This is a genomic window from Streptomyces sp. CLCI03, from assembly GCF_053615355.1.
Map to the genome: position 1 here is coordinate 2,841,600 of NZ_CM132132.1, position 18,461 is coordinate 2,860,060.

12 protein-coding genes are annotated in these 18,461 nt (G+C 72.9%); 5 read left to right on the forward strand and 7 right to left on the reverse strand.

Annotated features, from left to right (window positions below):
• Positions 1-13 precede the first annotated feature (13 nt).
• From ACWG52_RS12745 to ACWG52_RS12760, 4 genes are all read left to right on the forward strand, one after another.
• Complete coding sequence (locus ACWG52_RS12745; protein WP_033219085.1) at positions 14-1,084, forward strand: HAMP domain-containing sensor histidine kinase; 1,071 nt, start codon at positions 14-16, stop codon at positions 1,082-1,084.
• A 271-nt stretch (positions 1,085-1,355) separates the two neighbouring features.
• Positions 1,356-5,264 (forward strand): multifunctional oxoglutarate decarboxylase/oxoglutarate dehydrogenase thiamine pyrophosphate-binding subunit/dihydrolipoyllysine-residue succinyltransferase subunit, encoded by a 3,909-nt coding sequence (locus ACWG52_RS12750; protein WP_390137959.1) that lies wholly within the window; start codon positions 1,356-1,358, stop codon positions 5,262-5,264.
• A gap of 103 nt (positions 5,265-5,367) precedes the next feature.
• Positions 5,368-5,523 carry a hypothetical protein gene (locus ACWG52_RS12755; protein WP_389805806.1) on the forward strand — a complete coding sequence of 52 codons (156 nt, stop codon included), beginning with the start codon at positions 5,368-5,370 and terminating at the stop codon, positions 5,521-5,523.
• A gap of 60 nt (positions 5,524-5,583) precedes the next feature.
• Complete coding sequence (locus ACWG52_RS12760; protein WP_453128718.1) at positions 5,584-6,033, forward strand: hypothetical protein; 450 nt, start codon at positions 5,584-5,586, stop codon at positions 6,031-6,033.
• Between the two features lie 210 nt (positions 6,034-6,243).
• Here ACWG52_RS12760 and ACWG52_RS12765 read toward each other — a convergent pair whose 3' ends face one another.
• Both ACWG52_RS12765 and ACWG52_RS12770 read right to left on the reverse strand, forming a co-directional pair.
• The gene (locus ACWG52_RS12765; protein WP_390166256.1) at positions 6,244-6,912 is read right to left on the reverse strand and encodes a YdcF family protein; all 669 of its coding nucleotides are present in this window, start codon (positions 6,910-6,912) and stop codon (positions 6,244-6,246) included.
• Positions 6,909-7,997, reverse strand: a complete 1,089-nt coding sequence (locus ACWG52_RS12770) for a helix-turn-helix domain-containing protein (protein ID WP_390166254.1) — start codon at positions 7,995-7,997, stop codon at positions 6,909-6,911. Before ACWG52_RS12770 ends, ACWG52_RS12765 begins: the two co-directional genes overlap by 4 nt.
• 317 nt (positions 7,998-8,314) lie before the next feature.
• On the opposite strand from ACWG52_RS12770, the gene ACWG52_RS12775 reads away from it, so the two are divergent.
• Complete coding sequence (locus ACWG52_RS12775; protein WP_389805816.1) at positions 8,315-8,521, forward strand: hypothetical protein; 207 nt, start codon at positions 8,315-8,317, stop codon at positions 8,519-8,521.
• 305 nt (positions 8,522-8,826) lie between these two features.
• Here the strand turns inward: ACWG52_RS12775 and fxsT are convergent, their stop codons facing one another.
• The 5 genes from fxsT to ACWG52_RS12800 all read right to left on the reverse strand — a co-directional run bounded on the left by fxsT (position 8,827) and on the right by ACWG52_RS12800 (position 18,457).
• Positions 8,827-11,859 carry an FxSxx-COOH system tetratricopeptide repeat protein gene (gene fxsT / locus ACWG52_RS12780; RefSeq protein WP_453128720.1) on the reverse strand — a complete coding sequence of 1,011 codons (3,033 nt, stop codon included), beginning with the start codon at positions 11,857-11,859 and terminating at the stop codon, positions 8,827-8,829.
• 63 nt (positions 11,860-11,922) lie between these two features.
• Entirely contained in the window at positions 11,923-13,179 is a 1,257-nt protein-coding gene (locus tag ACWG52_RS12785; protein ID WP_389805822.1) for an HEXXH motif domain-containing protein, read from the reverse strand.
• Entirely contained in the window at positions 13,176-14,759 is a 1,584-nt protein-coding gene (locus tag ACWG52_RS12790; protein ID WP_453128722.1) for an FxsB family cyclophane-forming radical SAM/SPASM peptide maturase, read from the reverse strand. The genes ACWG52_RS12785 and ACWG52_RS12790 overlap by 4 nt, the downstream gene beginning before the upstream one ends.
• 139 nt (positions 14,760-14,898) lie before the next feature.
• On the reverse strand, positions 14,899-15,093 hold the full coding sequence (gene fxsA, locus ACWG52_RS12795; RefSeq protein ID WP_030730904.1) for an FxSxx-COOH cyclophane-containing RiPP peptide: 195 nt from the start codon (positions 15,091-15,093) through the stop codon (positions 14,899-14,901).
• Between the two features lie 112 nt (positions 15,094-15,205).
• Entirely contained in the window at positions 15,206-18,457 is a 3,252-nt protein-coding gene (locus ACWG52_RS12800) for an SAV_2336 N-terminal domain-related protein (RefSeq protein WP_453128724.1), read from the reverse strand.
• Between the last annotated feature and the right edge of the window lie 4 nt (positions 18,458-18,461).

An 18,461-nucleotide genomic window follows, 5' to 3' on the forward strand; every position in this document is an offset into this window, starting at 1 on the left:
CCCGCCGAACCGGCTGCGCCCGCGGCAACGGCCTCCGGCGGGGCTGCGGCCCTTCTCACCCTTCTCGATCAAGACCAAGCTCGGCACGCTCGTGGTGGTCTCGGTCTTCATCACCACGGGCCTGCTGCTGGTGGCCCTGCGCACCGACACCGAGCTGCGCTTCATCACCGTCTTCTCGGTGATCGCCTCGATGCTGATCACCCAGTTCGTGGCGCACAGCCTGACGGCGCCGCTGGACGACATGACGCGGGTGGCCCGGGCGATATCCCACGGCGACTTCACCCGGCGGGTACGCGGGGCGGGTCGCCGCGACGAGCTCGGCGACCTGGCCTCCACCATCAACCTGATGGCGGACGACCTGGAGGCCGTGGACCGGCACCGCAAGGAGCTCGTCGCCAATGTCTCGCACGAGCTGCGCACGCCGATCGCGGCGCTGCGGGCGGTGCTGGAGAACGTCGTGGACGGGGTCTCGGCCGCCGATCCGGAGACCATGCGCACGATGCTGAAGCAGACCGAGCGGCTCGGCGGGCTCGTGGAGACCCTGCTGGACCTGTCCCGGGTGGACAACGGCGTGGTCCCGCTGCGCGCCCGCCGCTTCGAGGTGTGGCCGTACCTGTCGGGCGTGCTGAAGGAATCGCGACTGGCGGCCGCCGGCCGGCCGGGGCTGCTCTCCGGTTCGGGCGGGCACACCCGCAACGACGTGCACCTGCACCTGGACGTCTTCCCGCCCGAGCTGTGGGCGCACGCGGACGCCGAGCGGCTGCACCAGGTGGTGGCAAATCTGATCGACAACGCGGTCAAGCACAGCCCTCCGCACGGCCGGGTCACGGTCCGCGCCCGGACCGGCGACGCACCCGGAAGCCTGGTGCTGGAGGTACGGGACGAGGGTCCCGGCATCCCCGAGGCGGAGCGCCACCGCGTCTTCGAGCGGTTCAACCGGGGCAGCGCGCGCGGCGGCGACGGAGGGACCGGATTGGGCCTGGCGATCGCCCGCTGGGCCGTGGAGCTGCACGGGGGCCGGATCGGAGTGGCCGAATCGTCACGCGGCTGCCGCATCCTCGTCACGCTTCCGGGCAGCTCGTAGGCGCCGTGTTGACGTAGGGTTCGAGTGGGAAGGACATGATCTCGGCCACACGTACCCGGGGTCCGTCAGGGGTGCGAAGCCATGGGGGCCGCAACCTCGGTGCCGCCTACCCGAACCAGGCTCGTTTCCCGCCATTCCACGTGCCGAAACCCGCCGTTCGATGTGACCTGCGCGACGTAAGTCCCGCCCGGCCTGCATGCAGCGCCCGAGGAGGCGTAGCCTTTATTCCCGCTGTCCATACCTTGTGAAGCGGAAGAGGGCGGTTGCCGCCGTGTCGCCACAGTCCCCCAGTAACTCGAGCACCACGACCGAAGCAGCAGAGGGCGGGAAGAACCCTGCCTCAGGCTTCGGTGCCAATGAGTGGCTCGTCGACGAGATCTATCAGCAGTACCTCCAGGATCCGAACTCGGTCGACCGGGCCTGGTGGGACTTCTTCGCCGACTACAAGCCGGGGGGCGCTGTCGCTCCGGTGAAGTCGGACGGTCCCGAGAAGCCCGCGACGACGGACGGCGCCTCCGCACAGGCCGCCACCACCGTCACCGCGGCGCCGCAGGTCACCGACGCCGCCGCCACGGGGGCGGCGCGCGCCGCAGCCCCTGCCCCGACACCCGCCGCGAGCACCGGCTCCACTGGAGCGGCAGCCGCCGCGCCAGCCGCTGCGCCCGTGTCAGCTCCTGCCCCTGCTCCTGCCACCCCCTCTGGTGCCCCTGCTGTGACTGTCACCTCCCAGGCCCCGGCCGCCGCACCGGCCGCGCCCGCCCCCTCCTCCGTAGCCCCCCAGAAGGCCGCGCCCGCCACCGAGGCCCCCGCGGGCCCCGAGCTGGTGACGCTCCGCGGCCCGGCGGCGGCTGTCGCCAAGAACATGAACGCCTCCCTCGACGTGCCGACGGCCACCTCCGTCCGCGCCGTCCCGGTGAAGCTGCTGTTCGACAACCGCATCGTGATCAACAACCACCTGAAGCGCGCCCGGGGCGGGAAGATCTCCTTCACGCACCTGATCGGCTACGCGATGGTGCAGGCGATCAAGGCCATGCCGGCCATGAACCACTCCTTCGCGGAGAAGGACGGCAAGCCGACCCTGGTCAAGCCGGAGCACATCAACTTCGGTCTCGCGATCGACCTGGTGAAGCCCAACGGTGACCGCCAGCTCGTCGTCGCCGGCATCAAGAAGGCCGAGACCCTCAACTTCTTCGAGTTCTGGCAGGCCTACGAGGACATCGTCCGCCGCGCCCGTGTCGGCAAGCTGACGATGGACGACTTCACCGGCGTCACCGTCTCGCTGACCAACCCCGGCGGCCTGGGCACCGTGCACTCCGTGCCCCGCCTGATGCCCGGACAGTCGGTCATCATGGGCGTCGGCTCCATGGACTACCCCGCCGAGTTCCAGGGCACCTCGCAGGACACCCTGAACAAGCTGGGCATCTCCAAGGTCATGACCCTGACCTCGACCTACGACCACCGGGTCATCCAGGGTGCGGCCTCCGGCGAGTTCCTGCGCATCGTCGCGAACCTGCTGCTCGGCGAGGACGGCTTCTACGACGCCGTCTTCGAGTCGCTGCGCATCCCGTACGAGCCCGTCCGCTGGAACCGGGACATCGACGCCTCGCACGACGACGACGTCACGAAGGCCGCCCGCGTCTTCGAGCTGATCCACTCCTACCGGGTCCGCGGCCACGTCATGGCCGACACCGACCCGCTGGAGTACAAGCAGCGCAAGCACCCCGACCTCGACATCACCGAGCACGGCCTCACCCTGTGGGACCTGGAGCGCGAGTTCGCGGTCGGCGGCTTCTCCGGCAAGTCGATGATGAAGCTCCGCGACATCCTCGGCGTGCTGCGCGACTCGTACTGCCGCACCACCGGCGTCGAGTTCATGCACATCCAGGACCCGAAGCAGCGCCGCTGGATCCAGGACCGCATCGAGCGCCCGCACTCCAAGCCGGAGCGCGAGGAGCAGCTGCGCATCCTGCGCCGCCTGAACGCGGCGGAGGCCTTCGAGACCTTCCTGCAGACGAAGTACGTCGGCCAGAAGCGGTTCTCCCTGGAGGGCGGCGAGTCCGTCATCCCGCTGCTCGACGCCGTCATCGACTCGGCCGCCGAGGCCCGCCTCGAAGAGGTCGTCATCGGCATGGCCCACCGTGGCCGCCTGAACGTCCTGGCGAACATCGTCGGCAAGTCGTACGCGCAGATCTTCCGCGAGTTCGAGGGCAACCTCGACCCGAAGTCCATGCACGGCTCCGGCGACGTCAAGTACCACCTGGGCGCCGAGGGCACCTTCACCGGCCTGGACGGCGAGCAGATCAAGGTCTCGCTCGTCGCGAACCCCTCGCACCTGGAGGCCGTCGACCCGGTCCTGGAGGGTGTCGCCCGCGCCAAGCAGGACGTCATCAACAAGGGCGGCACGGACTTCACGGTCCTCCCGCTCGCGCTCCACGGCGACGCGGCCTTCGCCGGCCAGGGCGTCGTCGCCGAGACGCTGAACATGTCGCAGCTGCGCGGCTACCGCACCGGCGGCACCGTGCACGTGGTCATCAACAACCAGGTCGGCTTCACCGCCGCCCCGGAGTCCTCGCGTTCCTCGATGTACGCGACCGACGTGGCCCGCATGATCGAGGCGCCGATCTTCCACGTGAACGGCGACGACCCCGAGGCCGTCGTCCGCGTTGCCCGTCTGGCCTTCGAGTTCCGCCAGGCGTTCAACAAGGACGTGGTCATCGACCTCATCTGCTACCGCCGTCGCGGCCACAACGAGTCCGACAACCCGGCGTTCACGCAGCCGCTGATGTACGACCTGATCGACAAGAAGCGCTCGGTGCGCAAGCTCTACACCGAGTCCCTCATCGGTCGTGGCGACATCACGCTGGAAGAGGCCGAGCAGGCGCTCCAGGACTTCCAGGGCCAGCTGGAGAAGGTCTTCGCGGAGGTCCGCGAGGCCGCCACGCAGCCCGCCGCCGCGGCGCCGTCCCCGACCCCGCAGCCCGACTTCCCGGTCGCCGTCAACACCGCGATCTCGCAGGACGTCGTCAAGCGGATCGCCGAGTCCCAGGTCACCATCCCCGAGGGCGTCACCGTCCACCCGCGTCTGCTGCCGCAGCTGCAGCGTCGCGCGGCGATGATCGACGAGGGCACCATCGACTGGGGCATGGGCGAGACCCTCGCCTTCGGCTCGCTGCTGATGGAGGGCACCCCGGTCCGGCTGTCCGGCCAGGACTCGCGCCGCGGCACCTTCGGCCAGCGCCACGCGGTCCTCATCGACCGGGAGACGGGCGAGGACTACACCCCGCTGCTCTACCTGTCGGACGACCAGGCCCGCTACAACGTCTACGACTCGCTGCTCTCCGAGTACGCGGCCATGGGCTTCGAGTACGGCTACTCGCTGGCCCGTCCGGACGCGCTGGTCCTCTGGGAGGCCCAGTTCGGTGACTTCGTCAACGGCGCGCAGACCGTCGTCGACGAGTTCATCTCCTCGGCCGAGCAGAAGTGGGGCCAGACCTCCGGCGTCACGCTGCTCCTCCCGCACGGCTACGAGGGCCAGGGCCCGGACCACTCGTCCGCGCGTCCCGAGCGCTTCCTCCAGATGTGCGCGCAGGACAACATGACGGTGGCCATGCCCACCCTGCCGTCGAACTACTTCCACCTGCTGCGCTGGCAGGTCCACAACCCGCACCACAAGCCGCTCATCGTCTTCACCCCGAAGTCGATGCTGCGTCTGAAGGCGGCGGCGTCGAAGGCGGAGGAGTTCACGACCGGTTCGTTCCGTCCGGTCATCGGCGACAGCACGGTGGACGCGAACGCGGTCCGCAAGGTCGTCTTCTGCGCCGGCAAGGTCTACTACGACCTGGAGGCCGAGCGCGAGAAGCGCGGCATCACGGACACCGCGATCATCCGCATCGAGCGGCTGTACCCGCTGGCGGGCGCGGAACTCCAGGCCGAGATCGCCAAGTTCCCGAACGCGGCGAAGTACATCTGGGCCCAGGAGGAGCCGGCGAACCAGGGTGCGTGGCCGTTCATCGCGCTGAACCTGATCGACCACCTCGACCTGGCGGTCGGCGCGGACGTCCCGGCGGGCGAGCGCCTGCGCCGCATCTCGCGGCCGCACGGCTCCTCGCCGGCGGTGGGTTCCGCGAAGCGCCACCAGGCGGAGCAGCAGCTCCTGCTGAACGAGGTCTTCGAGGCGTAACCCGCCCCGATCCCAGCGGTAAGGAAGGCCCGACCCCCACGGGGGCCGGGCCTTCCGGCCGTCCGGGGCGGCGGCCGGGCGAAACCTCTCTGCGCGCCCGAACGTGGCCCGGCAGGGCGTCCGGCTCCCGTACGAGGAGCAGGCGGCGTTCGAGATGTGGGGCGACTCGGCGGAGACGTACGGGCTGCTGTCCCTCATGGACGAGCAAGCCGAACGCCTCACGGCCCACCACCGCGCCTACCGCGACAGGCTGCCTTGAGCCGAGTCGCTCTGAGCACTATTTTGATCATGGCCGAGACCGAGTCGCAGGAGATGCCGCATGTGGGAGTCCCTTTCCGCCATCGTGCTCATGGCGATCGTGGCCGAGCCACTCATTCGCCGGACACGGAACCGATGGCGCCGGAGGCGCGTGTCCCAGATCGTCGGCGCTCTCAGCCGCGGGGAATCCGTCCGCATCCGCTGCGCCGCGCGATTCCGCAACTCCGGCGGAGGCCGACGGCGGGCGCACCTGACGGTGACGTCGGAAGACGCCTTCATCTCGACCGCCGACGGTGCCGTCTCGAAGGTCCGGCTCCGAGCTCCGGGCACCAACGTCGAGATCATCACCGAGAGTTCGATGATCGTGTGTGACGTCACCGGGCGACAACTCGAAATCTTGCTGCCGGCCGGGGAGGAAACGCTTCTCCAGGCAGTGGCGGCCCGCCTCCCGGGCGGCCCCACGAACAGTCCGCAACCAGGAACAGCGTTGAGCCACATCCACCACCCGTGATCGAAGCCAGGCGACCTGCTGCATGCACTTCGTGGTCACGTCGGGCGAGCGGGGCATGTCCAAGCCTGCGCGCGCCGCGTCACTGACGGGCAGACGCCCCCGAGGTCCGGGGCCGCCGCGGACTGGTCGACCGACTCCCTCACCGAACTGCCGCACATCGTCGGGCAGTAGGCACGGGCCCCGCTCGTGGCGGACGCTTGGTGCGAAGGATCAAGGTCGGATGACTCGGCTGGTGAACCCGTCGCGCAGGAGGGACTCGTAGGCGTCGTACACGTCATCCGGAACGTCTTGGGCGATGGCGAACCCGTGTTTGGGATACTCGATCACCCGTTGGAGGTCACCCACGAGCATGTCCAGGACGAGCTTCTCGTCACCGATGCTCTTGAGGTAGTCGTCCAACTCAAGCGGCTCCGAAGCACAGAGAACCACCACCTCGGGCCAGAGCTTGCGCGCAGTGGCGAAGGACCGCCTCTCCATATAGGGCTTGGAGACGAGCAGCACGGTCTTCGGTGTGATGCCGTTCGCGGCCAGGAGGTCGCGAGTGAAGGTGATGTTCTGGCCGGTGTTGGCGGCGCTCGGCTCGACGAGAATCGCGGAATCAGGAACCCCGAGGTCCAGAGCATGCTCGCGAAAGTGGACAGCCTCCCCTCGGGGGAAGCGAGCCCGGGTGGTGGGGCTGTTGCCTCCGGTGAACACGAGTACCGGGAACAGCCCGGCCCGGTAGAGATCGGCAGAGGCCGCGGCAACTCCGAGGTCGTGGCTACCCAACCCGATCGCGACGTCCACAGGCACCAGGTCGTGGCGCATCTGGTGGTAGTCCCAGATCAGCTCGGCGCGCCGCCACTGGTCCTCGGTGATCCCCTGCTGGATGTCCGTCACGCGATCTTCTCCCTTATGGCCCTGATGCCCTCGATGCTGGCCAGCTGATGACTGAGCCCGAACTGTCCGGCCAAGCCGGCGGCCTTGTCGAGGATGGCCGACCCATCATCTCGGGTGGCGGGATCGGACAGCAGGATGTGGCCGTAGGCGGTTTCCAGGCGGACCCGTTGCATCGGCGAGTCGGTGGTCGCAGTCCTTCGCGCAACGCCGATGAAGTGCAGGGCATGGGTGAGATCGCCGGCCCCGCGGTGAGCCAGTGCGAGTTTCTGATGGGCAACCGACCAGTCCTCGGGTTCGCCGAGTTCCTCGAACTCCCGGGTCGCGGCGAGCATGACGCGGGCGGCATACCTGTGGTGTCCGTCCTTGCTCAAGGCCGTCCCCACCCACAGCCGGGCTCGGGCCTGGTCACGGCGGGACAGTCGGTCATCGACCGCCAGCGACTCGTACTGCCGGGCTGCGATCTCCACATTGCCGGACATCTCCGCAACCACCGCGAGAGACAGATCGATCTGCGCAACGCGACGAGGAATGTCCAACTGCCCGAACAGGGACCGCGCCGAGGCATAGACCGGCTGGGCCGACAACGGGCCGACCACGGCGCCTTGGTCCCGCCGCAGATCCCCGAGCAGGGCAGTTGAGCGCGCGAAGAGATAAAGGCCCCGTTCGTCCAGAGCGGTCGGCTTGAAACGTCCGAGCCATCGGCCGATCAGGCTGTCTACGAACCGGAAGTCCTGCCGGGAGAGGGCTACGGCGGCGCGGTCGAGATCGTCGGTCCACGACTCGTACTCCCAGGCCGGCGACCCACCGGAGGCGACCCGACGGACCCTGCCGGCGGATGGGACCCGATCGGCCTCGGACAGAAAGGTCTCGAAGCGGAGATGGGTGGCCGCGTCCGCGCGGGCCAGCGCGGTGTCCAAGATCGCCTGGGTGTCCTGGCGGGGCTCGGTCGTGGCAAGGAGCTTTTCCCACTTGGAGATCGTCCGGATGCCGACACCCAGATGGCACGCAAAGGATCGAACGCTCATCCGCAGGGCAAGTCGCAGGGCGCGCGCCTCCAGCCCGCTCCAACGGTGCACTGCCGCCACGCGCCGCTCCCTTCCTGCCGCAATCGAAGCACGGCCCGGACGTGCCCGGGGGCACAAGTGCAACGGAAGTACAACGGGCGGACATTTCCGCATCCGTGGAGGGCGTCCAGGCTGAACGGTGACCAGCCGACAGACCTTCTGGAAGGACACGGGCATGGAGCCCATGACGCCATGTCGAGCGGACACGTCGCCTCTTGGCAGCCACGAAACCCCGGCCGGCCCATGGCCGACCCAGTGGCCGGAGCTCAGCCAGGAGCTCCTCGACCGTGCTCGCGTCGGCTGGGAGCGTTTCGTCTCCACCTTCCAGGAGCCGGCCGGTGACTGAACGGTACGAATACGTCCCCCATCGCCTGCTGCACCGCCGTGTACGCGATGTCGCGTCCGGCACCGAAGGAACACTGATGGCCGTGATCAACGAGGACGTGTCGGACTCCCTCGACCCCCACTGGATGGAGCTGGCCTACATCCGTGCCGCATCCGGCCGCGAGTTCACCACCGCGGTCGGCAACGTCGAGCCGGCCTGACCGACCGCATCCGCCGGCCCCGGAAGGCCGTTCGCCGCCGTCATGCAGGAGCACGTAGCGATCCGAGGCGTCCAGGCCACCCGCTACGGCGCCGGCTCCGTCCGACCGCCGCGGGACGGAGCCTCGGCCGCCCAGACCCGGAATCCGGTGCGGATGGGCCCCGCCTCGGGATCCGCCGCCCGGCCCCCGCCCGGCAGGCCATCGGCCACCGCCCCGCCACCGAGGGAGGCGGGTGGGCAGTCGCCGCCCCGGAGCGGTGGGGCCGAGGGGGTGAAGGCCCCGCGCGCGTGGGTTCCGTACGCCCCCTACGGCTGTGGTTCGAAGTCCCAGTACGGCCTGGTCTGCTGCTTCGCCGAGATCGTGTGGACGTGTTGCGGGCCCAGGGTGCGGGTGAGGCCCTTGATGCCCGCGTCCTCGTGTTTCGCCGCCTCCTCGTACTCCCGTACCGACCGGAGGTCCGCCGCCAGGGCGATCTGGGCGCTCAGGGCCATGGGGTGGTCCGGGCCCAGGACCCGCTCGGCGGTGCGCAGGGTCTCCCGGCTCAGGTCCAGGGCGTCCTCCAGCCGGCCGGTGATGTTGCGGTGCCCGGTGGCGTTGAGGGCGCAGCCGAGGGTCCAGGGGTGCCGGTCGCCGAGGGCGCCGCGCATGCCGACCAGTGCCTGCTCGGCGAGGGAGAGGGCGGCCGTGCGCTCGCCCTGGGCCCGTAGGACGAGGCCGAGGTTGCCGACCGTGCCGATGCTGTACGGGTGGGCGAGGCCGAGCTGGGACTGGTAGCCGCGGACGACGTCCTCGGAGATCCGGCGGGCCTCGCCGACGTCCCCGTACTCCCTGAGGTAGGTGGCGTAGTCGGAGGCGACCATCAGGGTCCACGGGTAGTCGGCCCCGAACACCCGGGTGGCCCGCTCCCAGACGGTACGCAGCCGCAGGCCCGCGCCGGGGATGTCACCGGAGCGGCGCAGGCACATGCCGAGGTTGTGCTCGGCGCGCAGGGTCTGCGGGTGTTCGAGGCCCAGCACCTGGGTGTTGATCTTCACGCCTTGTTCCTGTCGGGTCTGGGCCTCGTGGTAGCGGCCCATCAGTCGCAGGCCCATGGCGCAGGCGATCCCGGAGGAGAGGGTGGAGATGTGGTGGGTCCTGAGGACCCGTTCGCGGCGGCGCAAGGTGTCCAGGTCGAGGTCGTAGGCGTCCTGGTAGCGGCCGAGCAGGCGGTAGGTGGCGGCCAGGTTGTTCTGGGCGGCGAGGGTGGTGGAGTCGTCCTCGCCGAGGAGTTCGCGGTAGGTGGCCAGGCAGTGTTCGAAGATCTCGCGGGCCGGTTCGAAGCGTGCGATGCACAGCAGGACCCCGCCGTACGAGCTGGTGGCGCGCAGGGTTTCCAGGTCGCGGTCGCCGCGTTCCCCGGCGAGCCGGTCGGCGCGGGCGCGGGTGAGGGTCTCGGCGCGCCGGAACAGGCCGAGGTTGCGCAGGGCTTCGCCGTACTGGTAGCTGAGTTCGCGGACCTTGGGGTGGTCCTCTCCGAGCAGGGCCCGCCAGATGAGGTCGGTCTCCTCGGAGAGCCGCAGGCAGGTGCGGTATTCGCCGGCGAGGATCAGGTAGCGCAGGCAGTGCAGCAGGAAGTTCTGGATGCGCGGGTTGCTGCTGGTGAGCACCCCGGAGGTGGCCAGGTGCGGGACGAGTTCGGCGTACCGGGGCCACAGGCGGGCGTCGGAGGGCCGGCCGGGGTCGGCGGCGGCGAGGACCTGGCGTACGGCGCGGGCGAGCGGTTCGGCCTCGCCCTCGGAGAGGTCCTCGCGGACGATGCCGTGGACCATGCGGTGCAGTTGGACGGTCTCCAGTCCGCCGCCGCCCTCCTCCACGGCGAGGTCGGAGTACTCCAGGCGGACGACGGAGAACTGGACGAGCTTGTTGAGGGCGGCGTTCCACCGGATCTGGTCGTTGATCAGTCCGGCGAGCTGTTCGGGCACGTCGTCGGCGGGGAATTCGCGCAGCAGGCGCAGCGGCACCGGGCCGGGGGCGAAGAAGACGAACAGTCGCAGCAGGGCGAGGGCGTCGGGGAAGTTCTCCCGGACGTTGTTGAGCAGTATGGCGAGGGCGGTGGGGAAGGGCAGGGGGTAGTCCTCGGAGACCGTGACGGCCTCGCGGGAGTCCATCCGGTGCTGGAGCAGGACGAGGTAGTCGCCGACCGGCAGCGGGGAGTCGGCGAGCCAGCCCGCGGTCTGGTCGAGGGCGAGCGGGTAGTCCTCCAGGGCCTCGGCGAGCTGGTCGGCCTCGTCGGCGGTCAGGCGCAGGGCCCGGCGCCGGATGAAGGTGATCGATTCGGGGCGGGCGTAGAGCGGGACCTCGACCAGGCTGGTGTGCCGGGCGGCCCATTCGCGGTTGCGGGAGGTGATGATGACGTCGCCGGCGCCGGAGGGCAGCAGGTCGATCAGGTCGTCCGGGTTGTCGCAGCCGTCGAAGACGATCAGCCAGCGGCCGTACGGGTTGCCGCGCCGCAGCGCTTCGAGGACGGCCCGGATCTGCTCCCCGTAGCTGCCCGCCCCGCGCGGCAGCCCGAGTGCGGGGGCCAGGTCGGCGAGGCGTTCGCGCAGGGTGGGCCGGTCCTCGGCGGGGACCCACCACACCACGTCGTACTCGGAGGCGAAGCGGTAGGCGTACTCGGTGGCGACCTGGGTCTTGCCGACGCCGGAGAGCCCGAGGAGGGTGACGGTGGAGGCGCCGGGCGGGGCTTCGACCAGGGCCTCGCGCAGGGTGCCGATGACGTCGTTGCGGCCGGTGAAGCGCGGGTTGCGGCGCGGGACGCGGCCCCAGATCTCGGGCGGGTCGTTGGGGAAGCGGGGGCCGCGGCGGCCGGTCTCGGTGCCGATCCGGTCGGTGGGCAGTTCCAGGCGGCGCAGCACGCGGTATTCGGCCTCGTACGCGTCCAGGCCCCACAGGTCGGTCTTCTCCAGTACGGCGACGGCGCTGGGCAGCGGGGCGTCGGTGAGGCAGACGGCCGCGAACCGGTCGGGGTGGCGGTTGGTGACGGCGCGCAGGGCTGTGTTCCACTGCTCGTCGGTGTGGGTGCCCGCGGAGAAGTAGCGCTCGCTGAGGACGAGGAGGACCCGGCTGCCGGAGCGGGCCAGGTCGTCGAGGGCCTGGTCGATGCCGGGACTGCTCTGTGGGTCCCAGCGTTGGAGGGCGACGCGGTGGCCGTGCTCCTCCAGGCGGTGCGCGATCCACACCGCCCAGGGGCGGTTGAATCCCGCGAAGCTGATGACGAATCGCTGCGGCTGAGGCGGCTGGGGCGGCTGGGGCGGCTGTTGCGCCGCCGGTTCACGGTCCTGGCGACTACCGGTGGTCATCGGGCCGTCTCCCTGGAATGCGGGCGGTGGACGGGCTTGAAAGGTACCGCAGCGGACGGTCCGTCAGCCTTGTGCGAACGCCGCGAGTTCGGGGTGTGCCTCGCACCAGGCGCGGCGTTCGCGGTCGACGGCCCGGCGGGCCGCGGTGTGCTGGTCGCCGGGCGGCGGCAGGTCGTCCATGGCGCGTTCGGCGGCCCCCATCGCGTCGGTGAACTCCCGTCCGGCGGTGGTCAGTAGTTCGTGCGCCCGCAGGGTGGGCAGGACGGCTGCGACCTGGGCGCGGATGCGGGCGTGCTGGGCCCAGGCGCCGCGGGCCCCGTAGAGGGCGGCGCGCTGCCAGTACCCGGCGAGGGCGAGGTGGGCGTAGGCGCCGTGCAGCAGGCCGTCCAGGGGGCGGGGGTCGCTGCGCCACGGGGCCCAGTGGCGGGGCGTGTGGTCGGCCGTGTGCAGGGTCAGGACGTCGGTGAGGGCGGTCAGTTTGCCGTGCTGGACCTCGTGGACGAGGGTCGCGGCGAGGGCGGGCGGGGCCTGTGCGCGGGCGAGTACGGAGCCGGCCGCCGCGGGGAGGGTGGCGCCGCTGGAGCGGGAGCCGCCGGCCAGCGGTACGACGGAGCGCAGCAGTTGGACGGTCTCCTCCGCGCGGATGGTGTCGTAGCGCTGGAGCAGGGTGAGGGCGCCGGACCACTGGGTGTCCCACCGCTTGTGGCCCTTGGGGGTGAGCCGGCGGGCGGGGCGGATCGGGGCGGGCTGCGCGGGGCCGGGTGCCCGGTAGGGGTCGAGGTCGTCGAGGGCGGTCCGGCCGCCGGGCAGGGCGTGCAGGGGAACGGTGGCCGGGTCGTCGGGGTCCCAGGAGCGTTCGCAGAGGGCGAGCGGGCCGGGGCGGTCCGGGCGCAGCAGGCCGAGGGTGGGCAGGACGAGCCGGCCGTGCAGGGGCCGCAGGGTGTGGCTGAAGGGGATCCCGGCGCGCAGGGCGGCGGCGACGGCGAGGGCCCCGAGGTGTCCGAGGTCGGCCGGGGGGCCGCAGGGGGCGTGCAGCCGGCGCAGGGTCTCCTCGGCCCACACCCCGGTGGCGGGGTAGTGCAGTACGTCGCGCACGGCGCCCGGGTCGCGGCGCTCGGCCTCCTCCAGCAGGGCCCAGTGGTCGGCGGTCTCCCCTGAGTCGCCGCCGGGGGCGGCGTCGAGGACGGCGCGCAGCAGCAGCAGGCGCTTGGAGCGGCGTACGTCGCGGACCAGGCGGGTGCCGTCCGTGGAGGGTTCGGTGGAGGCGAGGGCGCGCAGGGTGGGCGAGGAGACGGTGAAGGCGGTGAGGGCGTCGGTCATGAGGCGACCGCCGGAGGGTGCTCGGCGGGGGCTTCGGCGGCCGGGGCCTCGGCCGGAGCGGTGACCGGGGCGACGGCTTCGGTGCCTTCGGCGGCCGGGGTGTCGGTGGCTCCCGCGGGCGGGGCGCCGGCGGCGGGCCCGGGGGGCTGCGCGGCCCGTTGGACGGCGGCGGCGATGTGCCGGATCAGTCGCTGCAGGTCGGCGCAGTACACGGAGGGCCTACGGAAGCCCTCGCCGGCGCGGTAGCGGTGCGGGTAGTGCCCTCCGCCGCACACGTCGACCAGCTCGCAGGCACGGCACCAGCCGGCGAGCGCGTCCCGGCCGAGCTGGCGTGCGGCGAGTCCGGGGTGGTCGAGGAGCTGGTCGAAGCTGTGGGTGTCGAGGGCCATCCCGGTCGCGGCGGCCCCCTCGTACGCGGATTTCAGTGAGTCGGCCTGTTCGATGGAGCCGTCGGTCTCGATCACGGCGGTGGCGGCGGGCGTGAGCCCGAGGGTCTCGGTGGTGGTGGGCAGGCCGAGCAACAGGGCGATGATCTCCTCGAAGAGCCGGATCCGGGTGCGCCGTACGCCGTCGTGCCACCAGCGCTCGAAGACGGCGAGCAGCCAGTCCGCGTACGGGGTCCGGCCGGGGTGGTGGCCGGGGGGCGGGCTGCTCCAGTTCGCGAGCGGCAGGAGCAGCCCGACGCTGGGTGGGTCGAAGGCGAGCAGGGACTCGTAGGTCTCGATCGGGTCCTGGTCGAGATCGACGACGCAGAGCACCCCGGCGTAGCTCTGCGGGTGGCGGGCCAGCAGCCGTAGACCGCGGGCGGCGGACGCGAAGCCGGGTCGTCCGGCGTGGTCGACCCGGCGGGTGTTGTGGGCGGGCAGCCCGCCGTCGAGGCTGACGCCGACCCGGATCCCGGCGGCGGCCAGGGCGGTGAGGCGGCCGCGGGTGAGCAGGGTGCCGTTGGTCTGGACGGTGGCGGTGACCCGGGTGGCCGGGGCCGCCCCGGCGACGGCGGTCCGTACGGCGTCGACGGGCGCGGCCAGTTGGGCGGGGGCGGAGAGCAGCGGTTCGCCGCCGTGCAGGACGAGGTCGACCCGGGGCAGGTCGTGGGCGGCGGCGTGCTCGGCGATCCGCTGCGCGGCGCGGGCGATGGTGGCGGGGGTCATCGCGGGCGGCTGGTCGCGCCAGCCCTGGTCGGCCATCTCGTAGACGTAGCAGTAGGTGCAGGCGAGGTTGCAGCGGCTGCGGGTCTTGAGGACGAACTGGCGGATCGGGTGGGGCCGGTGGCCGGCGGCGCGCGCGGCGGCCACGTCGAGCCGGGTGTAGGGCCAGGGCGCGTACCGGGCGTGGCGCACCTGCTGGGCGACCGCCGCGTCGACGCGCGGACCGGTGTACGGGTCGGCGTACGGGCCTACGTACGGGCCGACGGCCGGGTCAGGGCCGGTGGGCGGATCCGGGTGCGGGGCGGTGTCGGGGGGCGCGGTCTCGGGAGGTGCGGTCTCGGGAGGTGCGGTGTCGGTGAGGTCGGGCGGCGGGGTGGGGGTGGGGTCGTCGGGTGCGGGCAGCGGGGTTCCGCTCGTGACCGCTCGCCGCATCGCCGCACCTCCCTCCCCCGGCAACAACCGCCCGGGGACACCCCGGCGGACGGTGCATCCCTGCCCTGGGGACGGTCCCCGCTAACGGCGGAAAGTGGTCAACTCGGTTTCAAGGTAGGACGGATCAGGCATGGGGCGATCAGGCCACGCTGGAGTCGAAGGCGTTGAGGATCTCGGCCGGATGGGTCACCCGCTCGACCATGCCCTCGATCACCCGGGCCAGCACGGGATGGTCGATCCCGCGCAGTGCCGCCAGGTCCAGCCCGGAGAGATCCGGCAGCCGCCCCGGACATCCCGGGGTCGTCGCCTCCACTTCCTGCTGCTTCGTCACCATGTGCCGCCGGGCCCCCTGTCGCGTCGCACACCGGATGGTCCACTTCCCTTTCCCGCCCCCCGGGCCGTGGAAACAGCGCTCCCCGGCCCGGTCCGCGCCCTCGGCGCGGGCGTCAGAGCGTGGCCTCCAGGACCGCGATCCGGGCCCGGACGGCTTCCGAGCGCCCTGCGGCGCCCTCGTGGGTCCGCGTCCACAGCTCCAGCGCCGAGCGGTAGGCGTCCAGCGCGGCGCGGGGCCGGGCGAGGCGTTCCAGCACGTCCCCGCGCAACTGCTGTACGCGGGCGGCCAGTTGGACGGCGGTGTCCGCGCGGTCCTCGACGTCGGCCTCCAGGGCGGCCCGCCAGGCCCGCCGGTAGGAGTCCGCCGCCCGGTCGAGGCGTTCCAGCGCCCGGGTGTGGCCGTGGATCTCCTGCTGGACGTCGCCGTGGTCCCGCCAGACGCGCGCCTGTTCCAGCGGGTCGCGGCTGTGCCGGACGGCGAGCTCCAGCAGGTACTCGGCCTCCCGCAGGTCCACCGGGTCGCCCTCGTACGCGTGCCGCAGCCGGAGCCCGGTGGCCAGCCGCAGCAGCCGGTGGGCCGCACCGGGGTCGGACTGCGGGACCGCGGCCCGGCTCTCGCGCAGGACGCGTACGGCGGCCCCGGTGAACGGCCGGCCCTCGGCGGCCCGGGCCCGCTCCAGGAGTACGTCGCCCCACTCGGGCAGGAGTTCCCCGACGGCCTCCGCGTCGCGGGGGATCAGCCGCCTGGCCCGTCCGTACGCCTCGGCAGCGTCCTCCAGGGCCGCCGGGTCGGTGTCCCGCGCGTACCGCGCCCGGTGCACGCGCGCCAGGCACACCAGGGCGGCCACCCGGAGCTCCGGGTCTCCGCCCACCTCCGCCAGGGCCGCGTCCAGTTGACCGGCGGCCTCCTCCAGTCGGCCGGGGAGGTGGCGCAGCGCGTCGGCGAGCTCCACCCGCACTTGGGCGGTGCCCGGGCCGGTGCGGTCGGGGGCGGTGGGCGCGGCGGTCAGGGCCGCGGCCAGCCGGGCCGCGGCCTGTTCGGCCAAGGCCGTGCGCTCGGCTGGGTCCGGGGTGCGGGGCAGCAGGGCCAGCAGTACGCGGCCCAGGGCCAGGTGCAGTTCGGGGTACGGGGACGCCGGGACCCCACCCCCGCCGCCCCCGCCGTCCCCTCCGGAGCCGGGGTCGGGGCCGGAGCCGGGGGCCGGGCCCGCCAGGGGTTCGAGGGCGGCCCGGGCCTCGCGGAGCGCGCCCGCCTCGTCGCGCAGCCCGCTCAGCCGGATCAGGGTCTCGGCCCGCCGCACCGCGCAGTCCCGCCGCAGCTCCGGGTCGGCCTCGGCGCCGGCCGCCGCGAACCGCATGTCCGCCGCCGCCAGCAGCTCCGCGTCCGGTCCGGCGGCCAGCGCCCGCTCGTACAGCACCCGCCCGAGCACCGCCCCCGCGAGTGCCGTCCGCAGCCCGGTGACGGCCCGTTCCGCCTCGGCCAGCAGCTCCGGGTCCCGCTGGGCCGTCCACAGCCTCAGCAGCGCCCCCGCCAGTTCGGTCTCCGCCTCCTCCGGCGGATCGCCGGGACCCGGAGGGGCCGTCACCGCCCGCCGGAGCACCGCCACGGCCTCGTACAGCGCCCGCGCGCCGCCGTCCCCGGCGGCGTCGGCGTCGGCGAGGCGGTCCCGGGCGGCGCGCACCGCCCCGGCCCGGGTCGGCACCGGGGCCGCGGCGGGCCTGCGCACCGCGGGACCCTCCTCGGGCATCCCGGGCAGGTAGCGGCGTACGACTTTGGCCGAAACCTGTGCGAAGGCCTGCGGGAGCCGCCCCTCCGGAGCCCGTTCGTCCTCCTCGGGTCCGGGGTCGGCGACCGCCGGCGGGGCCCCGGTCAGCTGGGAGACCGCGAGCGCGGGGAAGTTGCGTACGCCCCGGCCGAAGTGCGCCAGCACGTACTCCGAGCAGTGCTTGAGCACCAGCGCGGCCTCGTCCCGCCCCAGCGGGCCCAGCAGCACGTCCTGCACCCCGGGGGCGAACTCGTACCAGTGCCCCGACCCCGGCGCGCTGCGCCGCAGCAGCCCGCTCAGCAGCACCTCCGCCAGGTCGGAGGGCTCGGAGTCCGGCAGCATCGTGCGCTGCACCAGCCGCATCACGGGCAGCGTCAGCGGCGCCGCCGACAGGTACACCGCGAGCTGTACGGCCCGGGGCGCGGCCGAGGACCGGAACCGCGCCACCAGCTCGCGCGGCGGGCGCACGGCACGCGGCGGCGGCAGGGGCGCGGCCGGATGATCGGCCAGGACCCGGCCCACCTCGGCCGGTACGGGCCCGGCGGTCAGCCCGGCCAGCAGCCGGGCCCACGCCCCGAGGGCGATCGCGCTCGGCGGGAGCACCGGCACCGTCAGCCCGCCCGTGGGCCGCCCGGGCAGCGGGGGCCGGTCCGGCCGGAACACCAGCCGCTGCCCGCCGCCCTCCGGCCGGGTGAGCGTGCCCCGCTCGGTGGGCAGCCAGCTGCGCCCCCACAGCCGCTGCGGCAGCGGCTGGACGACCATGCACGGGGTGCACTCGGCCCACCGGTGGAGCAGCCGCTGCGCGGTGCCCTCGCGCCACAGCGGCCCGGCGCAGTCGGAGACCACCATGGTCAGGGCCCGGCCGGTCGGGTCCCGCAGTTGGTCCCCGGTGCGCAGGCCGGAGGCGCGGACGCAGCCGGGTGCGGGGCTGCGGCCGAGCGCGGCCGTGCCGTCGGTGAGGCGGTGCAGGTAGTGCACCTGGACGTCCCGGAAGGCGCCCAACCGCTCGCACACGGACCGCAGTTCCTCGAACATGTCCTGCCAGACGGCCATCGACGGGGAGGCGTCCATCACCAGCCGTACGGTCGCCTCGCGCCGGCTCTGCGGGCGGAGCACCGGGATGACCAGTCCGAGGGCGCGGGCGCTGGCCTCGGCGGTGGCCGCCTCGTCGATCACCAGCCGGGTGGGCGGCCCGGGCGGGCGATGGCGCTGGAGGGCGCGCAGGGCCCGTTGGATGTCGAGGATGCGGGGCAGCGCGGCGGCTCCGGGCACCCGTACGGGCACCCCGTACTCCTCGGGCGACTGCTCGGGCCGGTCCCCGTCGGCGCCGTCGTGGCGGGCCGCGCCGGGTGCGTAGAGCCCGACCGGGGCGTCGGGCTCGGCGTCGGGGCGTACCGGTTCGGCGGGCTCCCCGGGCGGCTCCTCGGCCGCGGTCCGCGGGGCGCCCGGTCCCGGCCCGCCGGGGGCGGCCCGCCCGGGCCCGGCGAGGTGCCCGGCCAGCCACAGGGCGTCGGCGAGTTCACCGGCGGACGGGTCGAGCCCGGCGGCGCGCAGCAGCGCGGCCAGTTCACGGACGCCGGGCGCGCCGGCGGAGGCCACGGCC

Coding starts and splice junctions, on each gene's coding strand:
- ACWG52_RS12760 (WP_453128718.1), top strand. CDS start 5,584: ATGTGGGAGTCCCTTTCCGCCATCGTGCTCATGGCGATCGTGGCCGAG.
- fxsT (WP_453128720.1), bottom strand. CDS start 11,859: ATGACCACCGGTAGTCGCCAGGACCGTGAACCGGCGGCGCAACAGCCG.
- ACWG52_RS12785 (WP_389805822.1), bottom strand. CDS start 13,179: ATGACCGACGCCCTCACCGCCTTCACCGTCTCCTCGCCCACCCTGCGC.
- ACWG52_RS12790 (WP_453128722.1), bottom strand. CDS start 14,759: ATGCGGCGAGCGGTCACGAGCGGAACCCCGCTGCCCGCACCCGACGAC.
- fxsA (WP_030730904.1), bottom strand. CDS start 15,093: ATGGTGACGAAGCAGCAGGAAGTGGAGGCGACGACCCCGGGATGTCCG.